Raw genomic sequence first — 24,571 nt, 5'->3', positions numbered from 1 at the left:
ATGCGTGAAAAAAGGCCCCATGATAGAAGAAAAAGAACCTCTAAAAGAAAAAACAGGATATTAGACAGACCCAAGCTATTATTTATATTACTAGGAACCGTTTCTATTTTATTTGGTGTATTTGTGGGAGAGGTAAAAATATCTGAATACACGCTACCCTTTTATTATCCAATAATTTTTGGATTGTTTCTTGAGTTATTATCAATCCTTATATTTGTAAAACAAAAACAAATAAAGATTTAAATGGCTAAAAAATTAAATGATTTATCAGCTTTAGGAGCTTTTGCCTATTCTACCAACGAAGATGTTTATTTTGATAACGGTGAAGAAACTACTGAAACCTTACCAAATAACAAACAACAGCTAGAAGCCGTTTTTTCTAATAAAGGACGTGGTGGTAAAATAGTAACTATTATTAGAGGTTTTGTAGGAACTGATGAAGATATAAAAGCGCTTGGAAAAAATCTTAAAAACAAGTGTGGTGTAGGTGGAAGTATTAAAGATGGCGAAATCATCATTCAAGGAAATCACCGAGATAAAATCATGGAAATTTTAACCAAAGATGGTTATAAAGTAAAAAGAGTTGGAGGTTGATTTTCATTAATTAACTTCCATTTTATTTCTTTTTCCCCTATACTTTTTAAATACTCATTTGTTTTAGAAAAGTGCTTACAACCAAACCATCCGCCTTTATTGGCTCCTAATGGTGAAGGATGTGTAGCTTTTAAAATTTTGTGTTTTTGCAAATCAATTAAAGCTTCTTTTTTCTGAGCAAATCCCCCCCAAAGTAAAAACACAATGTCTTGTTTTTCTTCTGATATTTTCTGAATCACAGCATCTGTAAAATGATTCCATCCAAATTTTTGATGACTATTAGGTTTCCCTTCCTCTACAGTTAGAGTAGCATTTAACAACAAAACCCCTTGTGTTGCCCAAGCAGTTAAATCACCAAAATCATTAGGCATCTCAACTTCTAAATCACTAGAAATTTCTCTATAAATATTTTTAAGTGATGGTGGAAACTTTTGATTCCCAACATATGAAAAACACAATCCGTTTGCTTGTCCTTTTCCGTGATAAGGATCTTGACCAATGATTACGACTTTCACCTCCTTAAAAGAACAATATTTAAAAGCATTAAACACCTCATTTTTAATTGGGTAACAAGTGTTTGATTTATACGCATGCGTTACATTTTCTACCAAATCAAACCAATATGCTTTGGTAAATTCTTCTTTTAATAGTTCTTGCCAATCATTTGGTAGTAGGGTCTGCATATTTGTTTTGAATGTGTATTTTTGTACTACTCACAAAATAACAACATCTACCGTAAGTACACAATTAAAGCATGAGTCAAATACACAGTAAAACATTACAAGATTTAGAATTTTCTATCATTTTAGAAAGTATTTCTAAACATTGTACTTCGGATAAGGGAAAAGAATTAATTTCAAACATCGTTCCTTATGCAAATAAACCTGACTTAGAAATTGCCTTAGCACAAGTAAACGAATACTTGGGTTCTTTGGTTAGTGAAAACAGAATTCCAAATCATTACTTTGATGATGTTGACAAAGAGGTAAAACTTTTAAAAATTGAAAACAGTAAACTTTTACCTGAAGCTTTTTTAAAAATTGCCAATATTTCTAATACCTCTAATGAGCTTATTGTACATTTTCAAAAATTTAAAGACTACTACCCTACTTTATCTTTGCTGACTGAAAACATTGAATTTACCAAACAAATTGTGGATACTATTTTTAAAATTATCACCAATTATGGAGAAGTTCAAAGTAAAGCATCGGAATTATTAAATCAAATTAGAAAAAGATTAAATGATGTTCGTAGTCAAATCAGCACTTCTTTTAACAGCGAATTATCAAAATATAACAAAGCAGGTTATTTAGATGACATTAGAGAATCTATCATAGAAAATCAACCTGTTTTAGCAGTACAAGCCATTCACAGAAAAAAAGTAAAAGGAAGTATTTTAGGAACTTCTAAAACAGGAAGCATTGTCTTTATTGCCCCACAAAACACGTTAAATTTATACAGACAATTACAAGAACTGTTATTAGAAGAAAAACAAGAAGTGGATAGAATTTTAAGAATTCTTACACAAGACATTAGACCTTTTGCTCCTTTAATAGAAGAATACATCAAGCTTTTAGTAGCCTTAGATGTTTTAAAAGCCAAAGCTTTTTATGCCAAAGAAATTGAAGGAGTAAAACCTGAATTTTCTACCACTAAAGAAGTTAACTACATCAATGCCTATCATCCTATTTTGTTAGAAAAAAACAAAGTGAGAAAATTACCTGTGGTACCACAAACACTTTTATTAGCAGAAAAACAGCAAATTATTGTGATTTCTGGTCCCAATGCAGGAGGAAAAAGTATTACCTTAAAAACCATTGGATTACTACAAGTTATGATTCAAAGTGGAATTTTAATTCCGGTGCATGAAAACAGTACGACTCACTTTTTTGATCATATTTTAACGGATATTGGAGACAATCAATCTATAGAAAACCAATTAAGTACTTATAGTTATCGATTAAAAAATATGCGTGGTTTTTTAAAAAAATGCACCAACAACACCTTGTTTTTGATTGATGAATTTGGAACGGGTTCTGATCCTGAACTAGGAGGAGCTTTGGCAGAAATTTTCTTAGAAGAATTTTATACAGTTGGTGCTTATGGAGTGATTACCACTCACTACACCAATTTAAAAGTTTTGGCTGATGAACTTGAAAATGTGGTAAACGCCAATATGGCTTTTGATAGTAAAACATTGGAGCCTTTGTTTACTTTATTAATTGGTCAACCTGGAAGTTCTTTTACTTTTGAGGTTGCTCAAAAAAACGGAATTCCATTCAGTTTAATCAACCGTGCTAAAAAGAAAATTGACAAATCTAAAGTACGTTTTGACAAAACCATTTCTAAGCTACAACAAGAACGCACCAATTTACAACGCAATACTTTAGACATGGAACAACAAAGTTCTAAGGCTAAAGAGTACGCTGATGTATTGGCTGAAAAAGAAAATAAAATTCAGGAAAAACTTGAGAGTTTTCAAACTTTATATGATACCAATCAAAAAATATTGAGCATTGGTAGAAAAATAAATGAATTGATTAATAAATATTTCCAAACCAATAACAAAAAAGAGTTTAAAACGGAATTGGACAAATGGGTGATGATAGAAAAGTCTAAATATGACATAGCACATCCAAAAGTAAAAAAATCAAAACCACAAAAAGTTAAGGAAAAGGTGGCTAAGAAAAAGGCCGAAATCGCTTTGAAAAAAACAGAAGAAGAAGTTTTAACAAAAGTAATTGAAGTTAGAAAAGAAAAAATAAAAGAAGAAAAAATAGCGGCTGAGAAAAAAGCTAGCTATGTGTTTAAGGTAGACGACAAAGTTAGATTGATTGATGGTAGAGCTAGTGGAATTATAGAAAAAATAGACAAGAAAAAAGTAACCATTAACTACGGAATGTTTACCACCGCTACTACCTTAGACAAAATTGAATTGGTCGTGGCTGCTAAGAGGAAGAAGTAATTAATTTAAAATTACTTTTTTAATCAATTCTTCTCCAAGAGCTTCGTTCATCATGGTTAAGATTTTTTCCTTTCCATAACTCAACTCCGTTCTTAATGATGAAGATGATATTTTAACAATTAAGGTTCCTCCTTTAAGACTTATTTTTTCAGTGTAAGATTTTACACCAGGTCCCATTAATTTTACCCACTCCTCTTCTACATTAATTTTTCGAAACCCTTCTTCTAAATTGTTTGCTTTGATAAAATGCTTCATCAAATCACTTAAAGGATTGGCTTCATTATTTCTAACAGTTCGCTGATCTATTCTTTTTTTAGCCATTACAAGTGAAATATTTTATAAGGTTGATCTGTTCTTTTAACTACGTTTTCAGTTCTATCTCCATGAGTATCGGTAATAAATATCTGACCAAAATGATCTTTGTTTACTAAATTTATGACCTGTGTTACTCTATCTTCATCTAATTTATCAAAAACATCATCAAACAAAAGAATCGGTTTTTTACCTGTTACTTGTTTCATAAACTCAAACTGAGCTAATTTTAAAGCTATCAAATAAGATTTTTGCTGTCCTTGAGAACCAAATTTTTTGATAGGATATCCATTCAATTCAAACTGCAAATCATCTTTATGAATTCCCACAGATGTATATTGTAACACCCTGTCTTTTCCTAAATTTTGTTCAAACAACTCTAACAATGGAGCTTCATCCAACTGCGTTTTATACAACAAACTAACCTCCTCTTTAGAATTGCTAATTTCTTGATAACACTCATTAAAAATAGGAGCAAATTCTTTTAAAAACCAAATACGCTTCTCATAAATATAATCGCTTAATTCTAATAACTGTTCATTGTAAACACTCAAATTTAACGCATCAAAAGTTCTATTGGCCGCAAAATACTTTAACAAAGCATTACGCTGTGCCAATATTTTATTGTAGCTCACTAAACTTTGTAAATAGATATTATCTTGTTGAGAAATGACCCCGTCCATAAACTTTCTTCGGGTTTCACTTCCTTCTATAATTAAGTCTCTATCCGATGGAGAAATAATCACCAAAGGGAAATTTCCTATATGATCCGAAAACTTATCATAAGATTTTCCGTTGCGTTTTACTACTTTTTTTGTTCCTTTTTTAAGACTACAAACAATCTTTTCTATACGTTCATCTTCTAACAAATAATCACCTTCAATAATAAAAAATTCTTCTCCGTGTTTAATGTTTTGGGTAGCTACCGCATTAAAATAACTCTTGGTATAGGACAAGTAATAAATGGCATCTAACACATTGGTTTTCCCCACTCCATTGTTTCCAATAAAACAGTTAATTTTCGCATCAAAATCAAAGTTTTCTGATGTGATATTTTTATAATTTACCAAAGATAATTTCTGAAGATGCATGTTTGTTTTTACGTGATTAAAAAAGGAAGTGCAATTTATCATTTTTTTTGCTGAATCCTGTGTTTTGATATTCGATTAAAAAAACTATTTTTGTCCAACTCAGATTTAAATTAATTATTAAAAACATAACATATTTCAATGGCTACATATCAAAAAAGAGGTTACAAAAAGACGAATGAGGTTGAAGAAGAAGTAATCGTAGACAATGCAGGAAATGCTGAACACAGTACTACAGCAGAAGTGTTTAACACTTTAGATGAAACCGCTAACATTTCTGAAAAATGGATTGAGAAAAATAGCAAACCACTATTTATTGGATTGATTGCTGCTGTATTAATCATTTTTGGTTACATGGGATACAGTCAATTTATTGCTGCTCCTAAAGAAAAAGAAGCTGCTGATGCCTTATTTTTTGCAAAACAAGAATTTACAAAAGCAACAGCTGGTACTGATGAAACATTATTTACCACTGCTTTAGAAGGTGCTGAAGGAAATTACGGATTGATTGATATTGCTGAAAACTATTCTAGTACTGAAGCTGGTAACTTGGCTAAATATTATGCAGGAATTTCTTACATGAACTTAAAAGAATACAGCAAAGCAATTGAATATTTAAAAGGGGTAGATACTAAAGATCCTGTTTTAAATGCAATTGTGGCAGGAAATATTGGAGATGCATCTTTGGCTAGTAATGATCCTAACGAAGCTTTATTATATTTTGCTAAAGCTGGTGAAAACGCTACAAATGATGCGATTGCTCCTGTTTACTTAATGAAAGCTGGTAAAGTTGCTTTAACTTTGAAAAACTTTGATAAGGCTGAAGATTTATTTGAATATGTAAAAGAAAATTACCCAAATTCATCTCAAGCAAAAAACATCGATTTATATATCAATCAAGCTAAATACGCTAATAATTAGTTGTTGGTTTCTAGTTCTTAGTTCATAGCTAATAACTAACAACAAACAACTATAAACTAAAAAAACATGGCTACTACAGACTTATCAGCATACGATAAAGATGATTTACCTAATGTAAAAGGATTTAGATTTGGAATTGTTACTTCTGAATGGAATCCTGAGATTACAGAAAATTTAACTTTAGGAGCTATTGATACTTTGTTAGACAACGGTGTTGCCGAAGAAGATATCATCACTTGGAAAGTTCCAGGAAGCTTTGAGTTGATTTACGGATGTAAAAAAATGCTAGAAAGCAGAAATGTGGATGCTATCATTGCGATTGGAAACGTAATTCAAGGAGAAACAAAACATTTTGATTTTGTTTGCGAAGGGGTTACTCAAGGAATCAAAGATTTAAACATTAAATACGATACGCCAACTATTTTCTGTGTACTTACAGATAACACCAAACAACAATCTCTAGATAGATCTGGAGGAAAATTAGGAAACAAAGGAATTGAGTGTGCTGTGGCTGCTATTAAAATGGCTGCTTTAAACAAACGCTAATCCCCTACCAAATACTAAGCATTATTGTCGAATTTTTCTTAAATTTGACAATAATGTTTTTTTTATAAGCCATGTTTAAAACCCCTTTCAAACCCATAGGTCACTATGTATTTAACTACAAACCTCGTTATTACGACGAGCGTAAGGAACGTTTACAGGCTTTAGAAGAACGTTATAAAAGAGAAAGGCAGGAAGATGAAGATATTGATTATACTGTAACGCTTTCTAAAAACAATCTAAAACACGAATGGAATAGAAGTAGATCTGCTTCAAATGCAGATAGAAAATCTACCTATAGATTGGCTATTATCATTGCCATTTTATCCATCACAGCAATTTACATACTAAGATAATTCATATTCTTAATGTCTGACATTATTCAACTATTACCTGATCATGTTGCCAATCAAATAGCAGCTGGTGAGGTGGTTCAGAGACCTGCATCCGTAGTTAAAGAACTATTAGAAAATGCTATTGATGCTGGAGCAAAAAACATACACCTAATTTTAAAAGATGCAGGAAAAACCCTTATTCAAGTAATTGATGACGGAACGGGTATGTCTGAAACGGATGCGAGACTTTGTTTTGAAAGACATGCAACCTCTAAAATTAGAGAAGCAGAAGATTTATTTAATTTATCTACCAAAGGTTTTCGTGGAGAAGCCATGGCTTCTATTGCGGCTATTGCTCAAATAGAAATGAAAACCAAACAAGTTGATGACGAATTAGGAACTTGTATTCAAATTGAAGGAAGTAAAATTATCAATCAAGAAATTGTCCCTACTCCTATTGGCACCAATACAGCGGTAAAGAATTTATTTTTTAACATTCCTGCTCGTAGGAATTTCTTAAAATCTGATGCGGTAGAGACCAGACATATTATTGATGAATTTCAACGCGTGGCTTTGGTTCATGCAGATGTACATTTTGTGTTAAATCATAATAACTCAGAAATTTTTAATCTTCCAGCAGGGAATTTAAAACAACGAGTGGTCAATATTTTTGGAGGAAAAACCAACGAACGTTTAATTCCTATTAATGAAGATACTGATGTTTTAAAACTTAGTGGATTTATTATGAAACCTGAGTTTGCCAAAAAGAAACGTGGAGAACAATTCTTTTTTGTAAATGATAGATTCATCAAAAGTCCTTATTTACATCATGCCATCAATGCAGCTTTTGAAGGATTGACGGAAAGAGGAACGCATCCTGGTTATTTTTTATATTTAAAAGTACCTACCAATACCATCGATATTAACATTCACCCTACCAAAACAGAAGTGAAATTTGATAACGAAAAAGTATTATACGAAATATTACGAGCTGCAGTAAAACACAGTTTGGGTCAATATAATATTATGCCTGCACTAGATTTTACCAAAGACAAAAATTTAGAAACGCCTTACAGTTACAAAGACAAACCTATTAGTGCCCCAAGAATTGAAGTAGATCCTGATTTTAATCCTTTTAAAACGGAGTCTAATTTTAACCCTTTTCAAGAAAAAGAAACAAAATCTACCACAAGTAGTTTTAGTAATGGTAAATCTTTATCATCAAAAAAGAACGAAGGAAATTGGGAAACTTTATACAATGGTTTAGAATCTATTGCCAATACGCCTGTGATAGAAAGCGAATTGAATCCTCAATTGTTTGAAACCAAAGAAACAAAACTGGTTAAGGATACCTTTCAAATTCAGAACAAATACATTTTATGCAATTTAAATACAGGAACGTATTTGGTACATCAACATTTGGCACATCAACGAGTGTTGTACGAAAACTTTTTAGCTAACATTACGGTAAAAGAAGCCTCTAGTCAGCAACTACTTTTTCCTATTAGCATTAATTACAGCAAACAAGAGTTATACATTTTACAAAATATTAAAGAAGAACTAGAAAGTACTGGTTTTATGTTTGAAGATATGTCTAAAGACCATGTAATTGTGTCAGGTATTCCTACCACGATTAGTGAGAGTCAGATTAGCATGGTTTTTGAACAATTGATAGAAGATTTTCAAGAAGACATTCAAGAAAACAGTTTTAGTCAGTTAGATATGATAGCTAAATCATTAGCCAAAACACTAGCTATAAAGACAGGAACAAAATTAACGGATGTAGAACAAGAAGTTTTGATACAAGATTTATTTGCCTGTAAAGAAGCCAATATATCGCCGTTTAGAAAGAAAATTTACACAACGGTTAACAGTAAAAAACTAGACATTATTTTTAATACCGACTAGGATTATGAACAGATTACCAGACATTATTAAACATATTATCATCATCAATATTTTATTTTTTGTAGCTACAATGAGCATGCAAAATGTAGATTTTGGAGCGATGTTTAACTTGCATTATTTTGAAAACCCTGATTTTAAACCTTGGCAGTTGGTAACCAGTATGTTTATGCATGGTAGTTTTATGCATATTTTTTCTAACATGTTGGTTTTGTATTTTTTCGGAACTCCAATGGTGCAATTATTTGGGAAGAATAAGTTTTTATTCTTTTACTTTTCTGCAGGAATTGGAGCCAGTTTGATTTATTTATTGGAACGTCATTTTGAATTTACTGGAGCTGTTGATGCTTTGATAAATATGGGATCTAACAAACAAGAAATTTATGATTTGTTCAGTGCTACAAAAATTTATAAAAATGAACAATTAGAAACTGCCAACAGCATATACAACATGCAAATGTTAGGGGCCTCTGGAGCCATCTCTGGTTTGTTAGCCGCTTATGCTTGGTATTTTCCAAATGCCGAAGTATACTTATATTTTGTATTACCTGTAAAAGCCAAGTATTTTATTCCTGTAATTTTTATTGCCGATTTAATTTCTGGAATTACAGGACAACCTTTATTAAGTCCTGTAAACACCGCTTATTTTGCTCATGTAGGAGGAGCCGTTATTGGTTTAATTATGGCTTATTTTTGGAAGAAAAATCAATATAGAATGTATTAAAATATGAACGATATTTTTGCACAAATAAAACATAAGTACCAATATGGGTCAGTGGTTGAAAAACTCATATTTGTAAACATTGCTGTCTTTATACTTACTTATTTATTAGGTAGTTTGGGATGGCTTTTTGGTAGTAATGGCAATGTTTTTTATACTTGGCTAGCTTTACCCGCTTCTGTTGATGCATTTTTAATAAAGCCATGGACATTGATTACCTATGGTTTTATGCATGGTGGATTTATTCATTTATTGTTCAATCTTATCTTTCTATACTATATAGGAAACTTATTTGTTGATTATTTTATTCCTAAAAAACTCCTTTCTTTTTATTTATGGGGAACTGTTTTTGGAGGACTTATTTTTATTTTTAGTTATAATTATTTTCCTGCATTACAAAGTCAAAATGCAACATTGGTTGGAGCTTCTTCTGGAATTATGGCTATTTTAATTGGATTGACCACCTACATGCCTAATTATGAACTAAAACTTAGATTTATAGGTTTTGTAAAACTTTGGGTCATTGCATTAATTTTTGTGGCTTTAGACTTGGTTCAACTACCCGATGGAAATGCAGGCGGACACTTAGCTCATTTAGGAGGAGCTTTGTATGGTTTTTTAGCCATTTATTATCAAAATAAAATTTCTTTTTCTAACCCATTTAAAAACACTTTTAAAAGAAAATCTCCGTTGAAGACAAGTTACAAATCAACTAACAAAAGAAAACCAACACCTACACCAAGTGAGGTACAACAGAAAATAAACATCATTCTAGAAAAAATAAGTAAATCTGGTTATGACTCTTTGAGCAAAGAAGAAAAGGAATTTTTGTTTCAACAAGGTAAAAAATGAAAAAACTAAACTTTTTTGACAAGTTGCTGTTTTTTATAAACAGTCTTGTAGCTGTTTTATTGTTATTTACCTACGCTTTGCCTTTTATAGATCCCGAAAAACATCCAACCATTGCTATATTAAGTTTGGCTTATCCTGCTATCGTAATTACAAATTGTATATTTCTGGTTTTTTGGATCCTCAAACTTAAAGTTCAATTTTTACTATCAACCATTGTATTACTTATTGGTTTGTCAACTTTTAACGCCTTCTTTTCTTTTGATGATAAAGAAGTAATTAAAGACAATGACATCAAACTATTGTCTTTTAATGTAAGACGTTTTAATGTTTATAATTGGATAAAGTCTCCAACTGTAAAGCAAGACATTAGTGATTTTATTAATAAACAAAACCCCGATATTGTTTGTTTTCAAGAATATACCAATGAAAAAAATGTGCACATTAAAATAACCAATTCATATGTTTACAAAACAAGTGCTAGCGGTATTGCAATTTACACCAAATACAAGATTTTAGACAAAGGAGCTATCAACTTTAAAAATACAGCGAACAATATTATTTATGCTGATTTAAAAATAAACAAAGAAACCATTAGAGTTTACAATGTTCATTTACAGTCTTTTAGGCTAGACACCCAAAAAAAACATTACGGAGACAAGGATAACGAAGCTTTGATTAAAAGGTTTAAATCTGTTTTTAGTGAACAATCACATCAAATTAAAGTTTTAAAAAAACACATTCAAGATTGTCCTTATAAAACCATTGTTGCTGGAGATTTCAACAATACTGCTTTTTCATGGAATTATCATGAAATTATGGAGGGAAGAAAAGATGCTTTTGTAGAAGCTGGCATCAATTTTGGTAAATCTTATCATTATTTCTTTCCATTTAGAATAGATTTTATTTTACCAGATAATAGCATGGAAGTTGGTAAGTTTACAACTTATGATGTAAATTTATCGGATCACTATCCGGTGATGGCAAGAATCAATTTAAATAATTAGTATCTTTATTTTAGAATGATAAAAGAACGTTTTTTTATACTATTTTACATCCTCTGTAGCTTTGTCTGTATGGATGCTTTTTCGCAAAGAGAGGTACCACTTGAGGAAGAAGTAAAAGAGACTGATAAAGATATTGAAAAAAAATATCAAGAAATTGATGCACAAAAAGAAGTAGAAGTTTATTCTATATTTAATGATTTTAGAATTCCTGTCAGAGAAAACATCAACACCTCTGACCTAAGATACAATGGTTGGGTTACAGACCAAGGAATGTATACTTTTAGATGTAGAAATGGAAAAAGAATCAGATTGACTTTTTGGTATTTAGACAGAGGTCCTAAAGAAGTATTAGATTCTGAATTTATTAACATTACTCCTGCTATTGACAAATGCCAAAAAGGAGACATACCATATAAAAAAAATTCCTACAGGCAAAGTAAATAACACTTTACAAATACTAGATTATGAGAAAAAAAATTACATATATAACCCTTGCACTTTGTCTTTTAACCTATACTTACAGTTCTGCACAAGATTTATTAAAATTTACCATTAAAGGAAAAATTGCCAGTGCTGTAGATAGTACTTCTATTCAAGGAGCAACTTTGTTAAATTTAACAAATATTGATGGTGTTGTGTCTAACAAAGAAGGTCTTTTTGAAATTGATGTTACTGAAAGTGATACCCTTTTAATTTCTAGTTTAGGATTTGAATCCATCAAATTAAAAATTACCCGAGATTTGTCCAAAGGAACAGAGTTAAATGTTGATTTATTTCCAAGAGTAGAACAATTACCAGAAGTAAATGTACAAGCTTATAAAATTATTGGAGTTTTAGAAATTGACGTTAAAAATGTCCCTAAAGACAGATATAATAGAATTCATATCAATGGTTTAAAACAAACCTATGAAACACAAAACAGTAGAGTTGGAACAAGTTTAGGAGCTGGTGGAGTTACCATTAGCAATCCTGCTGATTTTGTTTATAACCTTTTTGGATCTAAACCCAGAAAACTTAAAGATTTAAAAGAATTAAAAGACAAAGATGCTACTCGTAAAATATTAGCAGATCGATTTGATAGAGAGATTATTTTAGATTATTTACAAATGGATATTAACAAGCTAACCGAAGTTTTATCAGATTGTGATTACTCTCCTTATTTTATAACTAAGGCTACCGATTTACAATTAATCGAAGCTGTTTTAGAATGTTACGACAATCGTAGAGCTGTTAAGAACGGAAATACCTCCAAAACAAAATAATTTAAATTAAAGACTCTCCGTTTAAGTTAGTCGTTAGCACATCACTCATATAATCTAAATAAGGTCTTGCAACTTTAAAAGATTTTATCACTTCATTATAGAAATTTGGATCAAGTACTTCTTCATCAGTGAATTTTCTTAATAGGATAAAATCTTTTTTGCGTATCAAATCTATAGCCTTGTGTTCCTTATCAAAACCTTTGGGAGCTGTTTTTAAAGCCTCTCCATTATGAAAACCTCCAAAAGTTTTCTGAATGGCTACAGAGTTGATGATTTCATTAATTTCATCACTATCCATTTCAAACTCTTTTCTAATTCTTAACAAATCCTCTTTACTAGGAGCCCAAAAACCACAAGCAAGAAAAGAACCACCAGGAGTAATTTCTACATGATATCCTCCTCTTAATGCTTCTGTTGCTCGTTTAAAACTACAACTTCTGTAAATCTTATAAGGTGACTTGTCTTTAGAGAATCGTACATCCCTGTAAATTCTATAAGCTTTCATTCCTTCAATATCATCCTCTATTCTTAAACCTTCCATAATTTTGGTAAAAAAGGCTTTTAACTGAATTTCTTCCTCGGTAAACCAAGCCTTGTTTTCTGCAAACCATTCACGAGTATTATTTTCTTTTAAAGCATTCAAAAATTTAAAAATAGACGGTTGAATTTGTATAGACATGCTGTATTGTTTTTGATTTTTATAAATGTACAAATTCATGCGAAAACACACTTCATTTTCTCTTTTAAATAAAGTTTAAACTAAAAAAATAACTTAAATTTAAGTGTTCAATTTAAACGCTAAAACCTTAGTAAATCTAGTGTTTTAGACTCCAATTTTATAGACTTCATAGTCACAATTAGATCAAGCATGGAAGACATGATTTTTTATGATCGTTTGCAGTTTGCATTCACGATCACGTTCCACTACATTTTCCCACAATTAACCATGGGACTCTCTTTAATAATTATTCTTTTTAAAGGATATTATTTAAAATCAAACAAAGAAATTTATAATGATGCAGCTAAATTTTTTATGAAAATTTTTGCCATCAATTTTACAATGGGAGTTATTACTGGAATTCCGATGGAGTTTCAGTTTGGAACCAACTGGGCTAAATTTTCTGAACTTACAGGAGGAATTATTGGTCAGACATTGGCCATGGAAGGAACCTTTTCATTTTTCTTAGAATCTTCTTTCTTAGCACTCTTTATTTTTGGTGAAAAGTTGATGGGACAAAAACTTCATTTTTTGACAGGATTTTTTGTTTTTTTAGGTTCATGGGCAAGTGGATATTTAATTTTAGCCACCAACGCTTGGATGCAACACCCAGTAGGATTTGAGGTTTTAGAAAATGGAAAATTTGTATTGACACATTTTTCTCAACTCTTTAATAATCCTTGGTTATTACCAGCCTTTTTGCACAATCAAATGGCCTCTTTGGTTACTTCCTCTTTTGTAGTGGGAAGTATAGGTGCTTTTTATTTATTGATTAAAAAACACGAAGCTCACGGAAAATTATTCTTAAAAACAGGAGTCATCATCGGCTTGATTTCAAGTTTATTAGTCGCTTTTCCAACAGGAGATTTAAATGCTAAAAATGTAGCAAAATATCAACCTGCTGCTTTTGCTGCTATGGAAGGAATTTTTGAAACAGAAGATGCTGGAGCAGAAATTGTATTGATTGGTCAACCCAATATGGTAGAAAAAAAATTAGACAACAAAATAGCCGTTCCAAACATTCTTAGCTTTTTAACCTATCAAGAATGGGACAAGCAAATTATTGGAATGGATCATTTTGATAAAAGTGAATTACCAGACAACATTCCTGCGTTGTATTATTCCTATCATATTATGGTTGGTTTGGGAACTATTTTTATTGGAATTATGGCCGTTTCAGTCTTATTTCTATACCGAAAAAAACTATACAGTTTTAAACCTTTATTGTGGACTATTTTATTCTTAGTTCCCTTTCCTTTTATAGCCAATTTAACCGGTTGGTATGTGGCAGAATTAGGAAGACAACCTTACCTGGTTTATGGATTGTTAAAAACTGTTGATGGTGTTTCTCCAACCGTATCATCAGGAAATACCTTATTCACCTTATTAGGATTTGTAGCCCTTTACATGCTTTTAGGCTTGTTATTTTTAGTATTGGTAGGAAAAACAATTTATCACGGACCTCAACATCAAAAACATTAAACTATGGAAATCTTTTGGTTTGTTATCATAGCAATTATTTTAACCATCTTTTTTATTTTAGATGGGTACGACTTTGGAACAGGAATTATTCATTTATTTTTGGCTAAAAAAGAAAAGGACAAAGAAGTCATTGCCAAAGCAGCAGGACTTTTTTGGGATTCTAACGAAGTTTGGCTAGTAGCTGCTGGTGGATTGTTATTCATGGCTTTTCCAACTTTATACGCATCTGCCTTTAGTGGATTTTATTTACCATTAATTATTGTGCTTTGGTTGATTATTTTTAGAGCTATAGGATTAGAACTAAGAAGTCAAATAGACCACCCTATTTGGAAAACCATTTGGGATAAATCTTTTGGTGTTTCTAGTTTGTTATTGGCTTTGTTTTTTGGTATTGCTTTAGGAAATATTGCTAGAGGAGTTAATTTAGGAGGAGTAGAAAATGGTACTTCAATTTATGAAGCTCATTATTTTTTCTTGCCTTTATGGAATGCCAGTTTTAGTCCTTCTACTACTCACCCTGGCGTAATAGATTGGTTTACTATTGTCATCGGAATTATTGCTGTAGTTACTTTGGCCATTCATGGTGCCAATTGGATTATTTTAAAAACCAATGCTAGTATCAATACAAAATTAAAATCTGTCATCTTTAATTTAAACATCACGTTGACTGTTTTAACAGTTTTTTCGGTAAGTATTTGGCATATTATAGAACCTCATCCTTTGGCAAACTATTTAGAATACCCCATCTTTTTAATATTTCCTATGGTATATTTTGTAGGATTGATTGGTTTGTTCTTCATCAAAAAATTTAAAAAAGAAGTATATGGATTTATCTGCTCTTGTTTGATTATTACAGGAGGAGTCACGTCTACTTTAGCAACCATGTTCCCTACCTTATTGCCTTCTACCAATGATGTAAATCCAGATTTAACTATTTATAATACCGCTACAAGCGATTACGGAATGTCTGTTGCTGTTCCATGGATGATTATTGGAATTCTATTATTAATTATCTATTTCATCATTCAAAAGAAATTATTAGCAGGTAAAATTGATGATATGGATTACGGACACTAATATGACTGAAACTTCTATTTCTTTATTAAGTATTCTTGTTGGAATTATAAGCGTAAACCTATATGCTTATATCTCAAACAAAAAGCAATTTGGTTTTACAGGAAATACCATTATTGGTGTTTTTGGAAGTATTTTATTGATGAAAACTTTTGGTAGGTTGGGTTTTACTCCAACTGATGTTATGATGAATCATCAGATAAACATATTTCCATTTATTATCAACTTGATGGTTTCTACTCTAGGAGGCATACTATTATTTTTATTAGCTACATATTTATACAAAAAAACCTCCTAAAATAGAGGAGGTTCTTTTATTATTTATATCCTATAACACCTTGTTTAAATCTCAGTGCTGGTAAAACTTTTATAAGATTTTTTTTATAATTTTCATGATTATTATCGTTACTAAGATATGACATATAAACATTCGCGGCATTCTCTTTATGTAAAAATACCATCATACAATATTTATAATCTTTTGCAAATGTTGAATTTGCTTCAAAAATTGCAGTTACTCTTGCAGAATCAGCTCCATACTGAGTTTTAACGTCTTTTGGAGGTATAGCTCCGTTCTTAGGCAAATTTTCAACTTTTGCTTGAGAAACATTAACAAGAGTAGCAATAAACATCGCATCTCCTACTCTATTATTTATGGAGTCCAATGGAACAATACTATATCTAACCTCAAATGAATCTTGATTATGTTTCATAGCATAATTGTAAAATAAATTTGGATTCTTAACGACTTCACATTCTGTAAAACCTTCAGGCTTTTCAAAAACCAATTGATTTTCAGATAATAATTTATTAAAACTTTCAGTGTCTTGAGCTACCGAGCTTAAGAAGCACATAATGGCTATTAATGTTATAATAGATTTTTCTTTCATTTTTTGCTTTTTTTTATTTATAAATATAATTAAAAAAAAAACAGCTTAAAACCTCTTTCAAACAAAAAAGAATAGTTGTTACCAACCATTCTTTTTCATGTTTTTTATTTTAAAATAGTTTTTTATATAACATCCGTTAACGTTTTCATAAAAGCAATAATGTCTTTAATTTCTTGTTCCGATAAATTCAATTCATCAAAAGGTAAGGTTTGATGTGGCAAATCAAAACCTAAACCAGCTCCCCCTCCTTTGTTATAAAAATCCATTACTTCTTCTAAAGTATTGTAGACTCCGTTGTGCATATAAGGAGCTGTTAACTCAATATTCCTAAGTGTTGGTGTTTTAAACATACCTTTATGAATAGGTTCTTTATACATTGTGTAAAAACCAAAATCATCATCTAATTCTTTGTTTTTATTTGTCTTAGGAACTCCAATCACCTCTTTTTCTGTTTGATTAAAAAAGGGAGGAACTGTTCCATTAGTCAAAGGCATAAAATGACATGTTGCGCACAATGCTTTTCCCATAAATAAGTTGTAGCCTCTTTTTTCACTCTCTGTATACGTATTTTCTTCTCCCCTAATATTTTTATCAAACTTAGAACTAAAACCATTTAAGGTCGCTACATAAGAAGAAATAGCCTTAATAATATCTGTGTTTTTACTAGGTACGTTCCCAAATACTTTTTTAAAATCTTTTACATAACTAGAATCTTTTAAAATATCGGTAGAAAACTGATGTACAGTTACATCAAACTCTTTGCTATTTATAAAGACTCCTGTTATTTGAGATTCTAAAGTAGTGGAACGCCCATCTAAGAAAAAAGCTTTCTGAAAAGCTGAGTTAATCAACGTTGGTGTGTTCCTGAGCTGGAAACCTCCTTGATTGTCTTTACTAACTTTTATTCCATCTATATAAGCTTTGCTTGGAGCGTGACAAGTAACACAAGACATATCATTATTTTTTGATAAGTTTTTATCAAAAAATAATTTTTCTCCTAAAGCTATTTGTGCTTCTGATGGCGTTCTGTTATTAGGTTCTGCAAAATATTTTTTATTAAAAGAATCTTCCTCAAAAAAAGTAGGAGCATCAAAATTAAAAGGATAGTATTCAGATGGTTCCCACAAATCACTTGCTTTTCTTATAGCCACCCAATTTCTGGTAATTGGATTTAGATAATCTCTAGTATAAGTAAATCTATCAAAAGTGATAAAATCAGGATGATTAGCAATATATTTTACAGCTTCTCGGACGTTTACAACAAATTCATCATTTAACTTTTTATTCTTATCAATAATTAACTGTTGAATTGAATTTTGATATACATATAACAAACTATTTAAAGAGACTGCTGTTTCTTGTATGCTTAATTGACTTACTGGTGTATCAAAACCAGCCATAGCCAAGCTTACTACTCTCATTAGTTGCTGATGTGTTGCTACAAAAAAACGTTGGGGAGTTAGCTCTCTTTTATCGATTGCTTTTTTCAAAACATATAACAACCCTTTGGTTAACTTTATTTCTTCTTGGTAAACATTTTCTGGTACGCCTCCTTCATAAATGGATTCTTCTATTTTTTGAAGTCCAATAGGACTTAGTACTCTTTGTGTATCATCCGTGAAAAATGGTAAAGCTGGTCCATTTGCCTGATGTCCTACTTCTGGGCTTAAACAGGCCGCAAAAGGCTCTGCTTTTTTAAATTCAATTCTTAATTTTTTAAAAATTTCTTTTGCCATAGAATCATCATTAGAATACATAGCTAAAGAATCTATGTACACTAAAGATTGATTGATGTGATCACTATAAAATTTATGGGCTTTTTCAAAATTCACTTTCTTTTCTTGTTTATCATGATTCTCTTTACAAGAAACAAGAAAAACCATTACTACTAACAGCCAATATTTATATTGATTCATTTTTTATTTAATTATAAATTATAGGAAAAGCCTCCATGGATATAATGGAGGCCTTTTTTATTATATTTTGCTTGGTCTAAAATTATCTAGGCAATCCTTTTAACAATACAATTTGACCACCTTGATTGTGTTGAAAGGCAGCTCCTTTTACAAAATCTGCACTTTTCCAGTAGTGTGGCTGTAAGTTTAACATAAAAGTATCTGGCTCTCCTACTTTATCCGAAACATCTGTTAAAGCTCCAAATTCTCCACTTAACCCAGTAGTTCCATTCTCAGCTAAATTTTGCTCTACTATCAACTCCAAAACAACCTTACTATTGTTACCTTCTAAATCAGATTGATAAATGTAAGCTGCATGTCCTCTAGAAAAAGCATTAGGATCTTCTTGATAATATACGTAGTTTTCTGTGACACAAATATTGTCAGGACTTTGTAAACTAGCTACATTTCCATCCGCATTGTTTGAATCCGTATTTCCACTAACTATTTGAGTTAATGTTCCTTCTAAAGGATTGTTTTCATTTAATTTTAGATTATATACTGTTCCCCAGTCATTATAGGTACCTTTACCTGGTCCACGACCTGTTACTGCAAAAAACACATTTCTACCATTTGCGTCAGAACCTTTTTGATAATCTACATCCTCTACTCTCATAAAAGCAGAAGCTTGTACAGCAATACAAGCTGTTTCCATTTCATCTTTAGTCATATCCTTACCATCTACAATTTCTACAAATTCTACATCGTAAGTTTTTTGAAAATCTAAGTTACTTTCGTTATAAATATTTCCAGGAGTTACCGCTTGAACTCCTCCTGCTCCATCAGAAATTTGCTTTAATCTTAACACATAAATTTTTCCATTTTCTAAATCAGCATCTCCATTTTCTGACAAGTACATAGTTACTTGTCCTTCAGAACCACTAGAATCATCGTCACCTCCAATAATCACCGTTTTTCCAGAAAAAGCATCTTTTGGTAAAGGCACTGCATTTTCCCATGAGAATTCTCCTAAAGCGTCTAATCCAAAATCTGCTGTTGGTGTAGGTGTTTCTATATAAGGATCTATTCCTTTTACGTCATAAGAAATGCTTTCTGATGCCGATAAAAATAAATCTTTATCTCCTCCATGAATGGCAGCTTCCCACATAGTTGCAGAACATTGACGTGCTCTATCTGCAACCTCTCCGTTTAACAACCAATCTCCTTTGATTGGATTCATGTTTTTGTCAAAATAAATACGAGATACTGCATAATCATCTTCTGCATTTGAAAGATATAAATACCCATCACTATTTGGATCATTTAATAAACCTGCTCCGTCTTGAGCACCTAACAATTGAAATCCGTTAGATAATTTGTCTGAAGAACTTAACAAAGAATAAGCTTCTACACCACTAAAGTCTGAGTGCATTTTAACCAATGGGTATAAATTTGATTTGTTCTCAAACATAGTCTCTGTAGTAGGAGGTGTATAATCTTGACCGTCCTTTCCATCTTTTCCATTTGCTCCATCAACTCCATTCATTCCGTCTAAACCATCTTCTCCACAAGAAATTGCCACTGCAGCAACTAAAGCTAATGATGATAATCTTAATAATTTTTTCATTTTAAATAAATTTGTTTTGTTTTTTGATGTGACAAACATAACGGTGGATCTTAATAAAGTATGTAAGCTAAGCTTTAAGAAAACCTGCTATTTTTGTTAGTTCTATGTAAAGTTTGTTAAGAAAAGTTTACCCTGACCTACCTTTTTTTTCATGAACCCTTATGTTTAAGGGATTTACGGTGTTAACACTTATTTACACACTTATTTATATTGGTTATAAAGGTTTACAAACTCAAAAAATAAAAAGTAAATAGTTTTAAAAGTTGATGAATATTGAATTTAAAAGGTTGGGCTTAGAGCAAATTTGTACTTTTAGTATGCTTTATATATTTAAGACATGACCCAAACCGAATTAAAAGAATTTCTAGACAAAAAAGCACAACAATATAACAACAGAAATTTTATTGATAGTGATCCAGTACAAATACCACATTTATTTACTAAAAAAGAAGATATAGAAATTGCAGGTTTTTTGGCTGCTACTATTTCTTGGGGAAAACGCCCCATGATTATTAAAAACTGTTTATTAATGATGGATTTACTTGGCAATACTCCTTTTGATTTTGTGATGCATCACACCGAAGAAAATTTAGAAAAATTAACGGATTTTAAGCACCGAACCTTTAACGGAATTGATTTACAGTTTTTTATAAAATCTTTAAAAAACATATACACAAATCACGGTGGATTGGAACAAATTTTTGCGAATAATATTTCTAACAACTCTTTACAACCAGCCATACACGAGTTTAAAAAAGTGTTTTTTGAAATTCCACACCCTGCCAGAACAACCAAACATGTTTCCGATCCTTTTAAAGGTTCTGCTGCCAAGCGCATTAATATGTTTTTACGTTGGATGGTAAGGCAAGACAAATTAGGTGTAGATTTAGGTGTTTGGAAAAATATTTCTCCATCATATTTATCATGTCCATTAGATGTACACACCGGAAATGTTGGCAGAAAACTAGGTTTGATTACTCGAAAACAAAATGATGCCAAAGCCTTGTTAGAGTTAGACATCAACCTAAGAAAGCTAGATAAGAAAGATCCTGTTAAATATGACTTTGCTTTATTCGGCTTGGGGGTTTTTGAAGGTTTTTAAATTGTTAATTATTTATGAATAGTAAATGAGTTCACATCAAAATTATATGAGCCAAGACAAACTGTAATGATACTTTAGTTTTGTGGAAACAAACTTAAAAACTACAAAATGGCTCCAAACATTACAGAATTGATTACCAATAGAGCTAATGATGCTTGGGATAAAATGACCGAAAAAATCATTTCTTGGTTAGATATTATTGTGGTAAACTTACCCAATGTGGTAATTGCTATTGTAGTTTTTTTTATTGTGATCATCGCTTCTAAATACATTAGCAGATTCAGTTTAAAACTCTTACACAAAACCAAGCTACAACATTCAATGAAGAGCTTAATTTCTAAGTTCATCGCCATTGTAGTTATTCTATTTGGTCTTTTCCTAATATTAGGAATCCTTAATCTTAACAAAGTTTTAAACACCATTTTAGCCGGTGTTGGGGTTGCTGGTTTGGCTGTTGGTTTGGCTTTACAAGGAGTATTATCTAATACATACTCTGGAATTGTATTGTCCTACATCAAACAAGTAAAATTTGGAGATTGGATTCAAACCAATGATTATGAAGGGGAAGTGATTGATATTGATTTAAGAGCCATTACCCTTAAACAAATTGACAACAATTTGGTTTACATTCCAAACAAATTAGTGGTAGAACATCCTATAAAAAACTTTTCTTCTACAGCACAATCTAGAGTAATTTTAGAATGTGGCGTTGGTTATGAATCGGATTTAAGAAAGGTAAAAGATTTAACTATTGATACAGTTGTAAAAAATTTTGATGTGGTAACCAATCAAAAAGAAGTCTTGTTTTTATGGAGAGAGTTTGGAGATAGTTCTATTGATTACGAACTAAGGTTTTGGATCAATTCTACTTCTGCCTTAGAAGTTGCCAAAGCCAAAAGTGAATGTATTATGTTAATTAAAGAAGCTTATAAAGCGAACAATATTAATATTCCGTTCCCAATTAGAACTTTGGACATGCCCAAAAACTTTACCGTTAACTCATCTAACAACGAAGATTCTTAATCTTTATAGCATAAGAGTTCATATGTAAATTATATGAGCTAAGCTTCAAAACACATCTACATTACCTTTGTAATACACAGTTGTTAGGTACTTATTAACAACCTATTTATGAACTCAAAAAAACATTTTTAAAATGAATTATTTAAATCAAAATAACGAAAAATTACTACCTGTAGTAAGTGAGTTAAATGGCTTATTGGCCGAATATCATATTTATTATCAAAAACTAAGAAATTTTCATTGGAACGTAGAAGGTCGAAACTTTTTTGACTTACATGAAAAGTTTGAAGAAATGTACACTGATGCAAGAACCAAAATTGATGAAATTGCAGAACGTATTTTAACCTTAAGACATCACCCTGTAAGTAAATACAGTGATTATTTAGAAATGTCTAAAATTGAAGAATCTGATACTTTGTTAGAAGATATTGAAATGGTAGAAACCTTATTATCTGACCACGGAATTTTAATCACCAAAATGTCTCACATCATTAAAGTTTGTGAAAATGCAGAAGATGAAGGAACTATTGATTTGATTGGTGCATACATTAGAGAGCTTGAAAAAACAAGTTGGATGTTAAATGCTTGGTCTAAAAAAAGTACCAAAAAAGAAGTAGAAACTGCCTAGTTAAAAAACAAGGAATACAGAAATTAAAACAAGATTTTTATGAAATTTAAAATTTCAAATATGGCCACAAAAAATGCCTTAATAGAGTTCACAGGAATTCCATTAAAGCATCCAGAGCTATATAAAGAATCTTATATGATTACTGGAAAAGAAGAAACCATAGTTCCCATTATTACGCAAGAAAATCAACATGAAATATCTTTTGCCATATGGGGATTATTACCTGAAAATTATAACGAAGATTGGCTAGAGTTTCAAAATTTGGTAGATACTTTAACCATTAAAAGTGATGAACTAAAAAACAGTGAATTTATTAATAAAATTAAAAACATCAATCGTTGTTTAATTTTAGTCACAGGTTTTTTTACTACTTATTTAAAAAATGGTAAAACACATCAATACTTCGTTTCTGTTAAAGAAAATCAACCTTTTTATTTAGCAGGTTATTACAACAAATTAAATGATGGTTTTTTAACTTTTACATTATTGCTTACCCCACAAAATGAAGCAATAAAAAAGTATCAAAACTTGACCAAATATATGCCCACTATTATAAATAGTAATGATAAAAATTTATGGTTATCTGATGATATAAGCATAGATGAAATAGAAGGATTTATTCCAAATTCTTCTTGCCTACCACTAAATATTACACAAGTGAAAGACTCTTTGGAGTATTCATAGCATCATCAAAAAAAATATTATTAACTTTAAAATCAAAAACATGAGTAAGAATACAAACACAGCATTGGGAATATTAGCAGGATTAACTACTGGAGCACTTTTGGGAGTTTTATTTGCCCCTGCAAAAGGAAGTAAAACAAGAAAAGTAATTAAAGACAAAGTAACTGAAACTGGAGAAACACTAGTGAACGAAGCAGAATCTTTAAGAAACAGTGTTGCTGATAGCATTAGCTCTAAAAAAGAAACTTTAGAAGAGCAATTAGAGGATTTAGTTTCTACTGGAAGCCATAAGGCAGAAGATGTGATAACATCCTTAGAAAAACAGTTAGAAATTTTGAAAGAGAAAAATAAGAAATTACAGAAATCATAATGAGTTTATTAAAAAACATCAATAAAACTTCGAGGCAAATTGCCAAAAGCAGTGAGGACTATATAAATGCTACCAAAGATTATGTTGAGTTAAAAACTTTTGAGCAAATAAACAAAGTTTTTGCTTTACTCTTTAAAAGCTTTATTATTGGTTCTTTACTTCTTATGGTACTTATTTTACTAATTATAGAAAGTATCATGTTACTTGAAGACTTATTAGGTAGTATTCATTATGCATTATTACTTTCTTCCGGAGTTTTATTTGTAATTACAATTCTTATTTATCTTTTTAGAAAACCACTAATAGAAGGTCGTGTAATAAAAATGGTTTCTAAAACTTTTTTCTCAACAGAATAATATCATCAACATGAAAGAGTATAAAAACTTAGCGGAAATAAATAGAGACTTAAAAGTATTGCAGCTAAAAAGAAAAATTGCGATTGAAGAATTAAAGTACGTAAAAAATAGTACCGTAGAAAACTTTCAACCTTACCAATGGCTTCAAACTTATTTCTTAAAAAAAGCAACCCAATATGGAATTGATTTTTTATTTAGAAATAGAAACAAAGCCCAATAA

29 protein-coding genes are annotated in these 24,571 nt (G+C 30.8%); 22 read left to right on the top strand and 7 right to left on the bottom strand.

Features of this window, described 5'->3' with window-relative positions; all coding sequences use genetic code 11:
- Both QVZ41_RS09215 and QVZ41_RS09210 read left to right on the top strand, forming a co-directional pair.
- On the top strand, positions 1 to 243 hold the full coding sequence (locus QVZ41_RS09215; protein WP_302884278.1) for a hypothetical protein: 243 nt from the start codon (positions 1 to 3) through the stop codon (positions 241 to 243).
- Positions 244 to 594 (top strand): translation initiation factor, encoded by a 351-nt coding sequence (locus QVZ41_RS09210; protein ID WP_302884277.1) that lies wholly within the window; start codon positions 244 to 246, stop codon positions 592 to 594.
- Here the strand turns inward: QVZ41_RS09210 and ung are convergent.
- Positions 567 to 1,277, bottom strand: a complete 711-nt coding sequence (gene ung, locus QVZ41_RS09205) for a uracil-DNA glycosylase (protein WP_302884276.1) — start codon at positions 1,275 to 1,277, stop codon at positions 567 to 569. The two genes, QVZ41_RS09210 and ung, sit on opposite strands and share 28 nt — an antisense overlap.
- 71 nt (positions 1,278 to 1,348) lie before the next feature.
- Here ung and QVZ41_RS09200 point away from each other — a divergent pair, with 71 nt between their 5' ends.
- Positions 1,349 to 3,559, top strand: coding sequence for an endonuclease MutS2 (locus QVZ41_RS09200; RefSeq protein WP_302884275.1), 2,211 nt, complete (start codon positions 1,349 to 1,351; stop codon positions 3,557 to 3,559).
- Here QVZ41_RS09200 and QVZ41_RS09195 read toward each other — a convergent pair whose 3' ends face one another.
- Together QVZ41_RS09195 and recF are read right to left on the bottom strand one after the other, a co-directional pair.
- Positions 3,560 to 3,880 (bottom strand): DciA family protein, encoded by a 321-nt coding sequence (locus QVZ41_RS09195; protein WP_302884274.1) that lies wholly within the window; start codon positions 3,878 to 3,880, stop codon positions 3,560 to 3,562.
- The gene (recF, locus tag QVZ41_RS09190) at positions 3,880 to 4,962 is read right to left on the bottom strand and encodes a DNA replication/repair protein RecF (RefSeq protein WP_302884487.1); all 1,083 of its coding nucleotides are present in this window, start codon (positions 4,960 to 4,962) and stop codon (positions 3,880 to 3,882) included. Before recF ends, QVZ41_RS09195 begins: the two co-directional genes overlap by 1 nt.
- A 138-nt stretch (positions 4,963 to 5,100) precedes the next feature.
- Here recF and QVZ41_RS09185 point away from each other — a divergent pair, with 138 nt between their 5' ends.
- From QVZ41_RS09185 to QVZ41_RS09145, 9 genes are all read left to right on the top strand, one after another.
- Entirely contained in the window at positions 5,101 to 5,880 is a 780-nt protein-coding gene (locus tag QVZ41_RS09185; protein WP_302884273.1) for a YfgM family protein, read from the top strand.
- Positions 5,881 to 5,946: 66 nt separating this feature from the next.
- Positions 5,947 to 6,426 (top strand): 6,7-dimethyl-8-ribityllumazine synthase, encoded by a 480-nt coding sequence (ribH, locus tag QVZ41_RS09180; RefSeq protein WP_302884272.1) that lies wholly within the window; start codon positions 5,947 to 5,949, stop codon positions 6,424 to 6,426.
- Positions 6,427 to 6,497: 71 nt separating this feature from the next.
- Complete coding sequence (locus QVZ41_RS09175; protein WP_302884271.1) at positions 6,498 to 6,779, top strand: hypothetical protein; 282 nt, start codon at positions 6,498 to 6,500, stop codon at positions 6,777 to 6,779.
- 12 nt (positions 6,780 to 6,791) lie between these two features.
- A complete protein-coding gene (gene mutL / locus QVZ41_RS09170) occupies positions 6,792 to 8,666 on the top strand; it encodes a DNA mismatch repair endonuclease MutL (RefSeq protein ID WP_302884270.1) in 1,875 nt (624 codons plus the stop codon).
- A 4-nt stretch (positions 8,667 to 8,670) separates the two neighbouring features.
- Positions 8,671 to 9,387, top strand: coding sequence for a rhomboid family intramembrane serine protease (locus tag QVZ41_RS09165; RefSeq protein ID WP_302884269.1), 717 nt, complete (start codon positions 8,671 to 8,673; stop codon positions 9,385 to 9,387).
- A 3-nt stretch (positions 9,388 to 9,390) separates the two neighbouring features.
- The gene (locus tag QVZ41_RS09160; RefSeq protein WP_302884268.1) at positions 9,391 to 10,236 is read left to right on the top strand and encodes a rhomboid family intramembrane serine protease; all 846 of its coding nucleotides are present in this window, start codon (positions 9,391 to 9,393) and stop codon (positions 10,234 to 10,236) included.
- Entirely contained in the window at positions 10,233 to 11,240 is a 1,008-nt protein-coding gene (locus QVZ41_RS09155; RefSeq protein WP_302884267.1) for an endonuclease/exonuclease/phosphatase family protein, read from the top strand. The genes QVZ41_RS09160 and QVZ41_RS09155 overlap by 4 nt, the downstream gene beginning before the upstream one ends.
- Positions 11,241 to 11,309: 69 nt before the next feature.
- Positions 11,310 to 11,684 (top strand): hypothetical protein, encoded by a 375-nt coding sequence (locus QVZ41_RS09150; RefSeq protein WP_302884266.1) that lies wholly within the window; start codon positions 11,310 to 11,312, stop codon positions 11,682 to 11,684.
- 20 nt (positions 11,685 to 11,704) lie between these two features.
- Entirely contained in the window at positions 11,705 to 12,502 is a 798-nt protein-coding gene (locus tag QVZ41_RS09145; RefSeq protein ID WP_302884265.1) for a carboxypeptidase-like regulatory domain-containing protein, read from the top strand.
- A 1-nt stretch (position 12,503) separates the two neighbouring features.
- Here the strand turns inward: QVZ41_RS09145 and QVZ41_RS09140 are convergent, their stop codons facing one another.
- A complete protein-coding gene (locus QVZ41_RS09140) occupies positions 12,504 to 13,181 on the bottom strand; it encodes a DUF2461 domain-containing protein (RefSeq protein WP_302884264.1) in 678 nt (225 codons plus the stop codon).
- Positions 13,182 to 13,370: 189 nt separating this feature from the next.
- On the opposite strand from QVZ41_RS09140, the gene QVZ41_RS09135 reads away from it, so the two are divergent.
- The 3 genes from QVZ41_RS09135 to QVZ41_RS09125 are packed head-to-tail and all read left to right on the top strand — an operon-like array spanning position 13,371 to position 16,074.
- Positions 13,371 to 14,702, top strand: a complete 1,332-nt coding sequence (locus tag QVZ41_RS09135; RefSeq protein WP_302884263.1) for a cytochrome ubiquinol oxidase subunit I — start codon at positions 13,371 to 13,373, stop codon at positions 14,700 to 14,702.
- A gap of 3 nt (positions 14,703 to 14,705) precedes the next feature.
- A complete protein-coding gene (gene cydB, locus QVZ41_RS09130) occupies positions 14,706 to 15,779 on the top strand; it encodes a cytochrome d ubiquinol oxidase subunit II (RefSeq protein WP_302884261.1) in 1,074 nt (357 codons plus the stop codon).
- The gene (locus QVZ41_RS09125; protein ID WP_302884260.1) at positions 15,757 to 16,074 is read left to right on the top strand and encodes a hypothetical protein; all 318 of its coding nucleotides are present in this window, start codon (positions 15,757 to 15,759) and stop codon (positions 16,072 to 16,074) included. The genes cydB and QVZ41_RS09125 overlap by 23 nt, the downstream gene beginning before the upstream one ends.
- 19 nt (positions 16,075 to 16,093) lie before the next feature.
- On the opposite strand, the gene QVZ41_RS09120 is transcribed toward QVZ41_RS09125, so the two are convergent.
- The 3 genes from QVZ41_RS09120 to QVZ41_RS09110 all read right to left on the bottom strand — a co-directional run bounded on the left by QVZ41_RS09120 (position 16,094) and on the right by QVZ41_RS09110 (position 20,188).
- Complete coding sequence (locus tag QVZ41_RS09120) at positions 16,094 to 16,666, bottom strand: hypothetical protein (RefSeq protein ID WP_302884259.1); 573 nt, start codon at positions 16,664 to 16,666, stop codon at positions 16,094 to 16,096.
- A 122-nt stretch (positions 16,667 to 16,788) separates the two neighbouring features.
- A complete protein-coding gene (locus QVZ41_RS09115) occupies positions 16,789 to 18,582 on the bottom strand; it encodes a cytochrome-c peroxidase (RefSeq protein WP_302884258.1) in 1,794 nt (597 codons plus the stop codon).
- Between the two features lie 82 nt (positions 18,583 to 18,664).
- A complete protein-coding gene (locus QVZ41_RS09110) occupies positions 18,665 to 20,188 on the bottom strand; it encodes a PhoX family protein (protein WP_302884257.1) in 1,524 nt (507 codons plus the stop codon).
- Between the two features lie 337 nt (positions 20,189 to 20,525).
- On the opposite strand from QVZ41_RS09110, the gene QVZ41_RS09105 reads away from it, so the two are divergent.
- From QVZ41_RS09105 to QVZ41_RS09075, 7 genes are all read left to right on the top strand, one after another.
- The gene (locus tag QVZ41_RS09105) at positions 20,526 to 21,290 is read left to right on the top strand and encodes a TIGR02757 family protein (RefSeq protein ID WP_302884256.1); all 765 of its coding nucleotides are present in this window, start codon (positions 20,526 to 20,528) and stop codon (positions 21,288 to 21,290) included.
- Positions 21,291 to 21,398: 108 nt separating this feature from the next.
- Positions 21,399 to 22,313, top strand: a complete 915-nt coding sequence (locus tag QVZ41_RS09100) for a mechanosensitive ion channel family protein (RefSeq protein ID WP_302884255.1) — start codon at positions 21,399 to 21,401, stop codon at positions 22,311 to 22,313.
- 133 nt (positions 22,314 to 22,446) lie between these two features.
- Positions 22,447 to 22,941 (top strand): Dps family protein, encoded by a 495-nt coding sequence (locus QVZ41_RS09095; protein WP_302884254.1) that lies wholly within the window; start codon positions 22,447 to 22,449, stop codon positions 22,939 to 22,941.
- A 39-nt stretch (positions 22,942 to 22,980) separates the two neighbouring features.
- Entirely contained in the window at positions 22,981 to 23,625 is a 645-nt protein-coding gene (locus QVZ41_RS09090; RefSeq protein ID WP_302884253.1) for an SOS response-associated peptidase family protein, read from the top strand.
- A 40-nt stretch (positions 23,626 to 23,665) separates the two neighbouring features.
- Positions 23,666 to 23,995, top strand: a complete 330-nt coding sequence (locus tag QVZ41_RS09085) for a YtxH domain-containing protein (protein ID WP_302884252.1) — start codon at positions 23,666 to 23,668, stop codon at positions 23,993 to 23,995.
- Complete coding sequence (locus QVZ41_RS09080) at positions 23,995 to 24,351, top strand: hypothetical protein (protein WP_302884251.1); 357 nt, start codon at positions 23,995 to 23,997, stop codon at positions 24,349 to 24,351. The genes QVZ41_RS09085 and QVZ41_RS09080 overlap by 1 nt, the downstream gene beginning before the upstream one ends.
- A gap of 10 nt (positions 24,352 to 24,361) precedes the next feature.
- On the top strand, positions 24,362 to 24,571 hold the full coding sequence (locus QVZ41_RS09075) for a hypothetical protein (RefSeq protein ID WP_302884250.1): 210 nt from the start codon (positions 24,362 to 24,364) through the stop codon (positions 24,569 to 24,571).

Origin of the sequence: Wenyingzhuangia gilva (assembly GCF_030519655.1) — a bacterium.
Lineage (GTDB): Bacteria > Bacteroidota > Bacteroidia > Flavobacteriales > Flavobacteriaceae > Wenyingzhuangia > Wenyingzhuangia gilva.
This window is presented reverse-complemented; position numbering and strand designations above follow the sequence as displayed.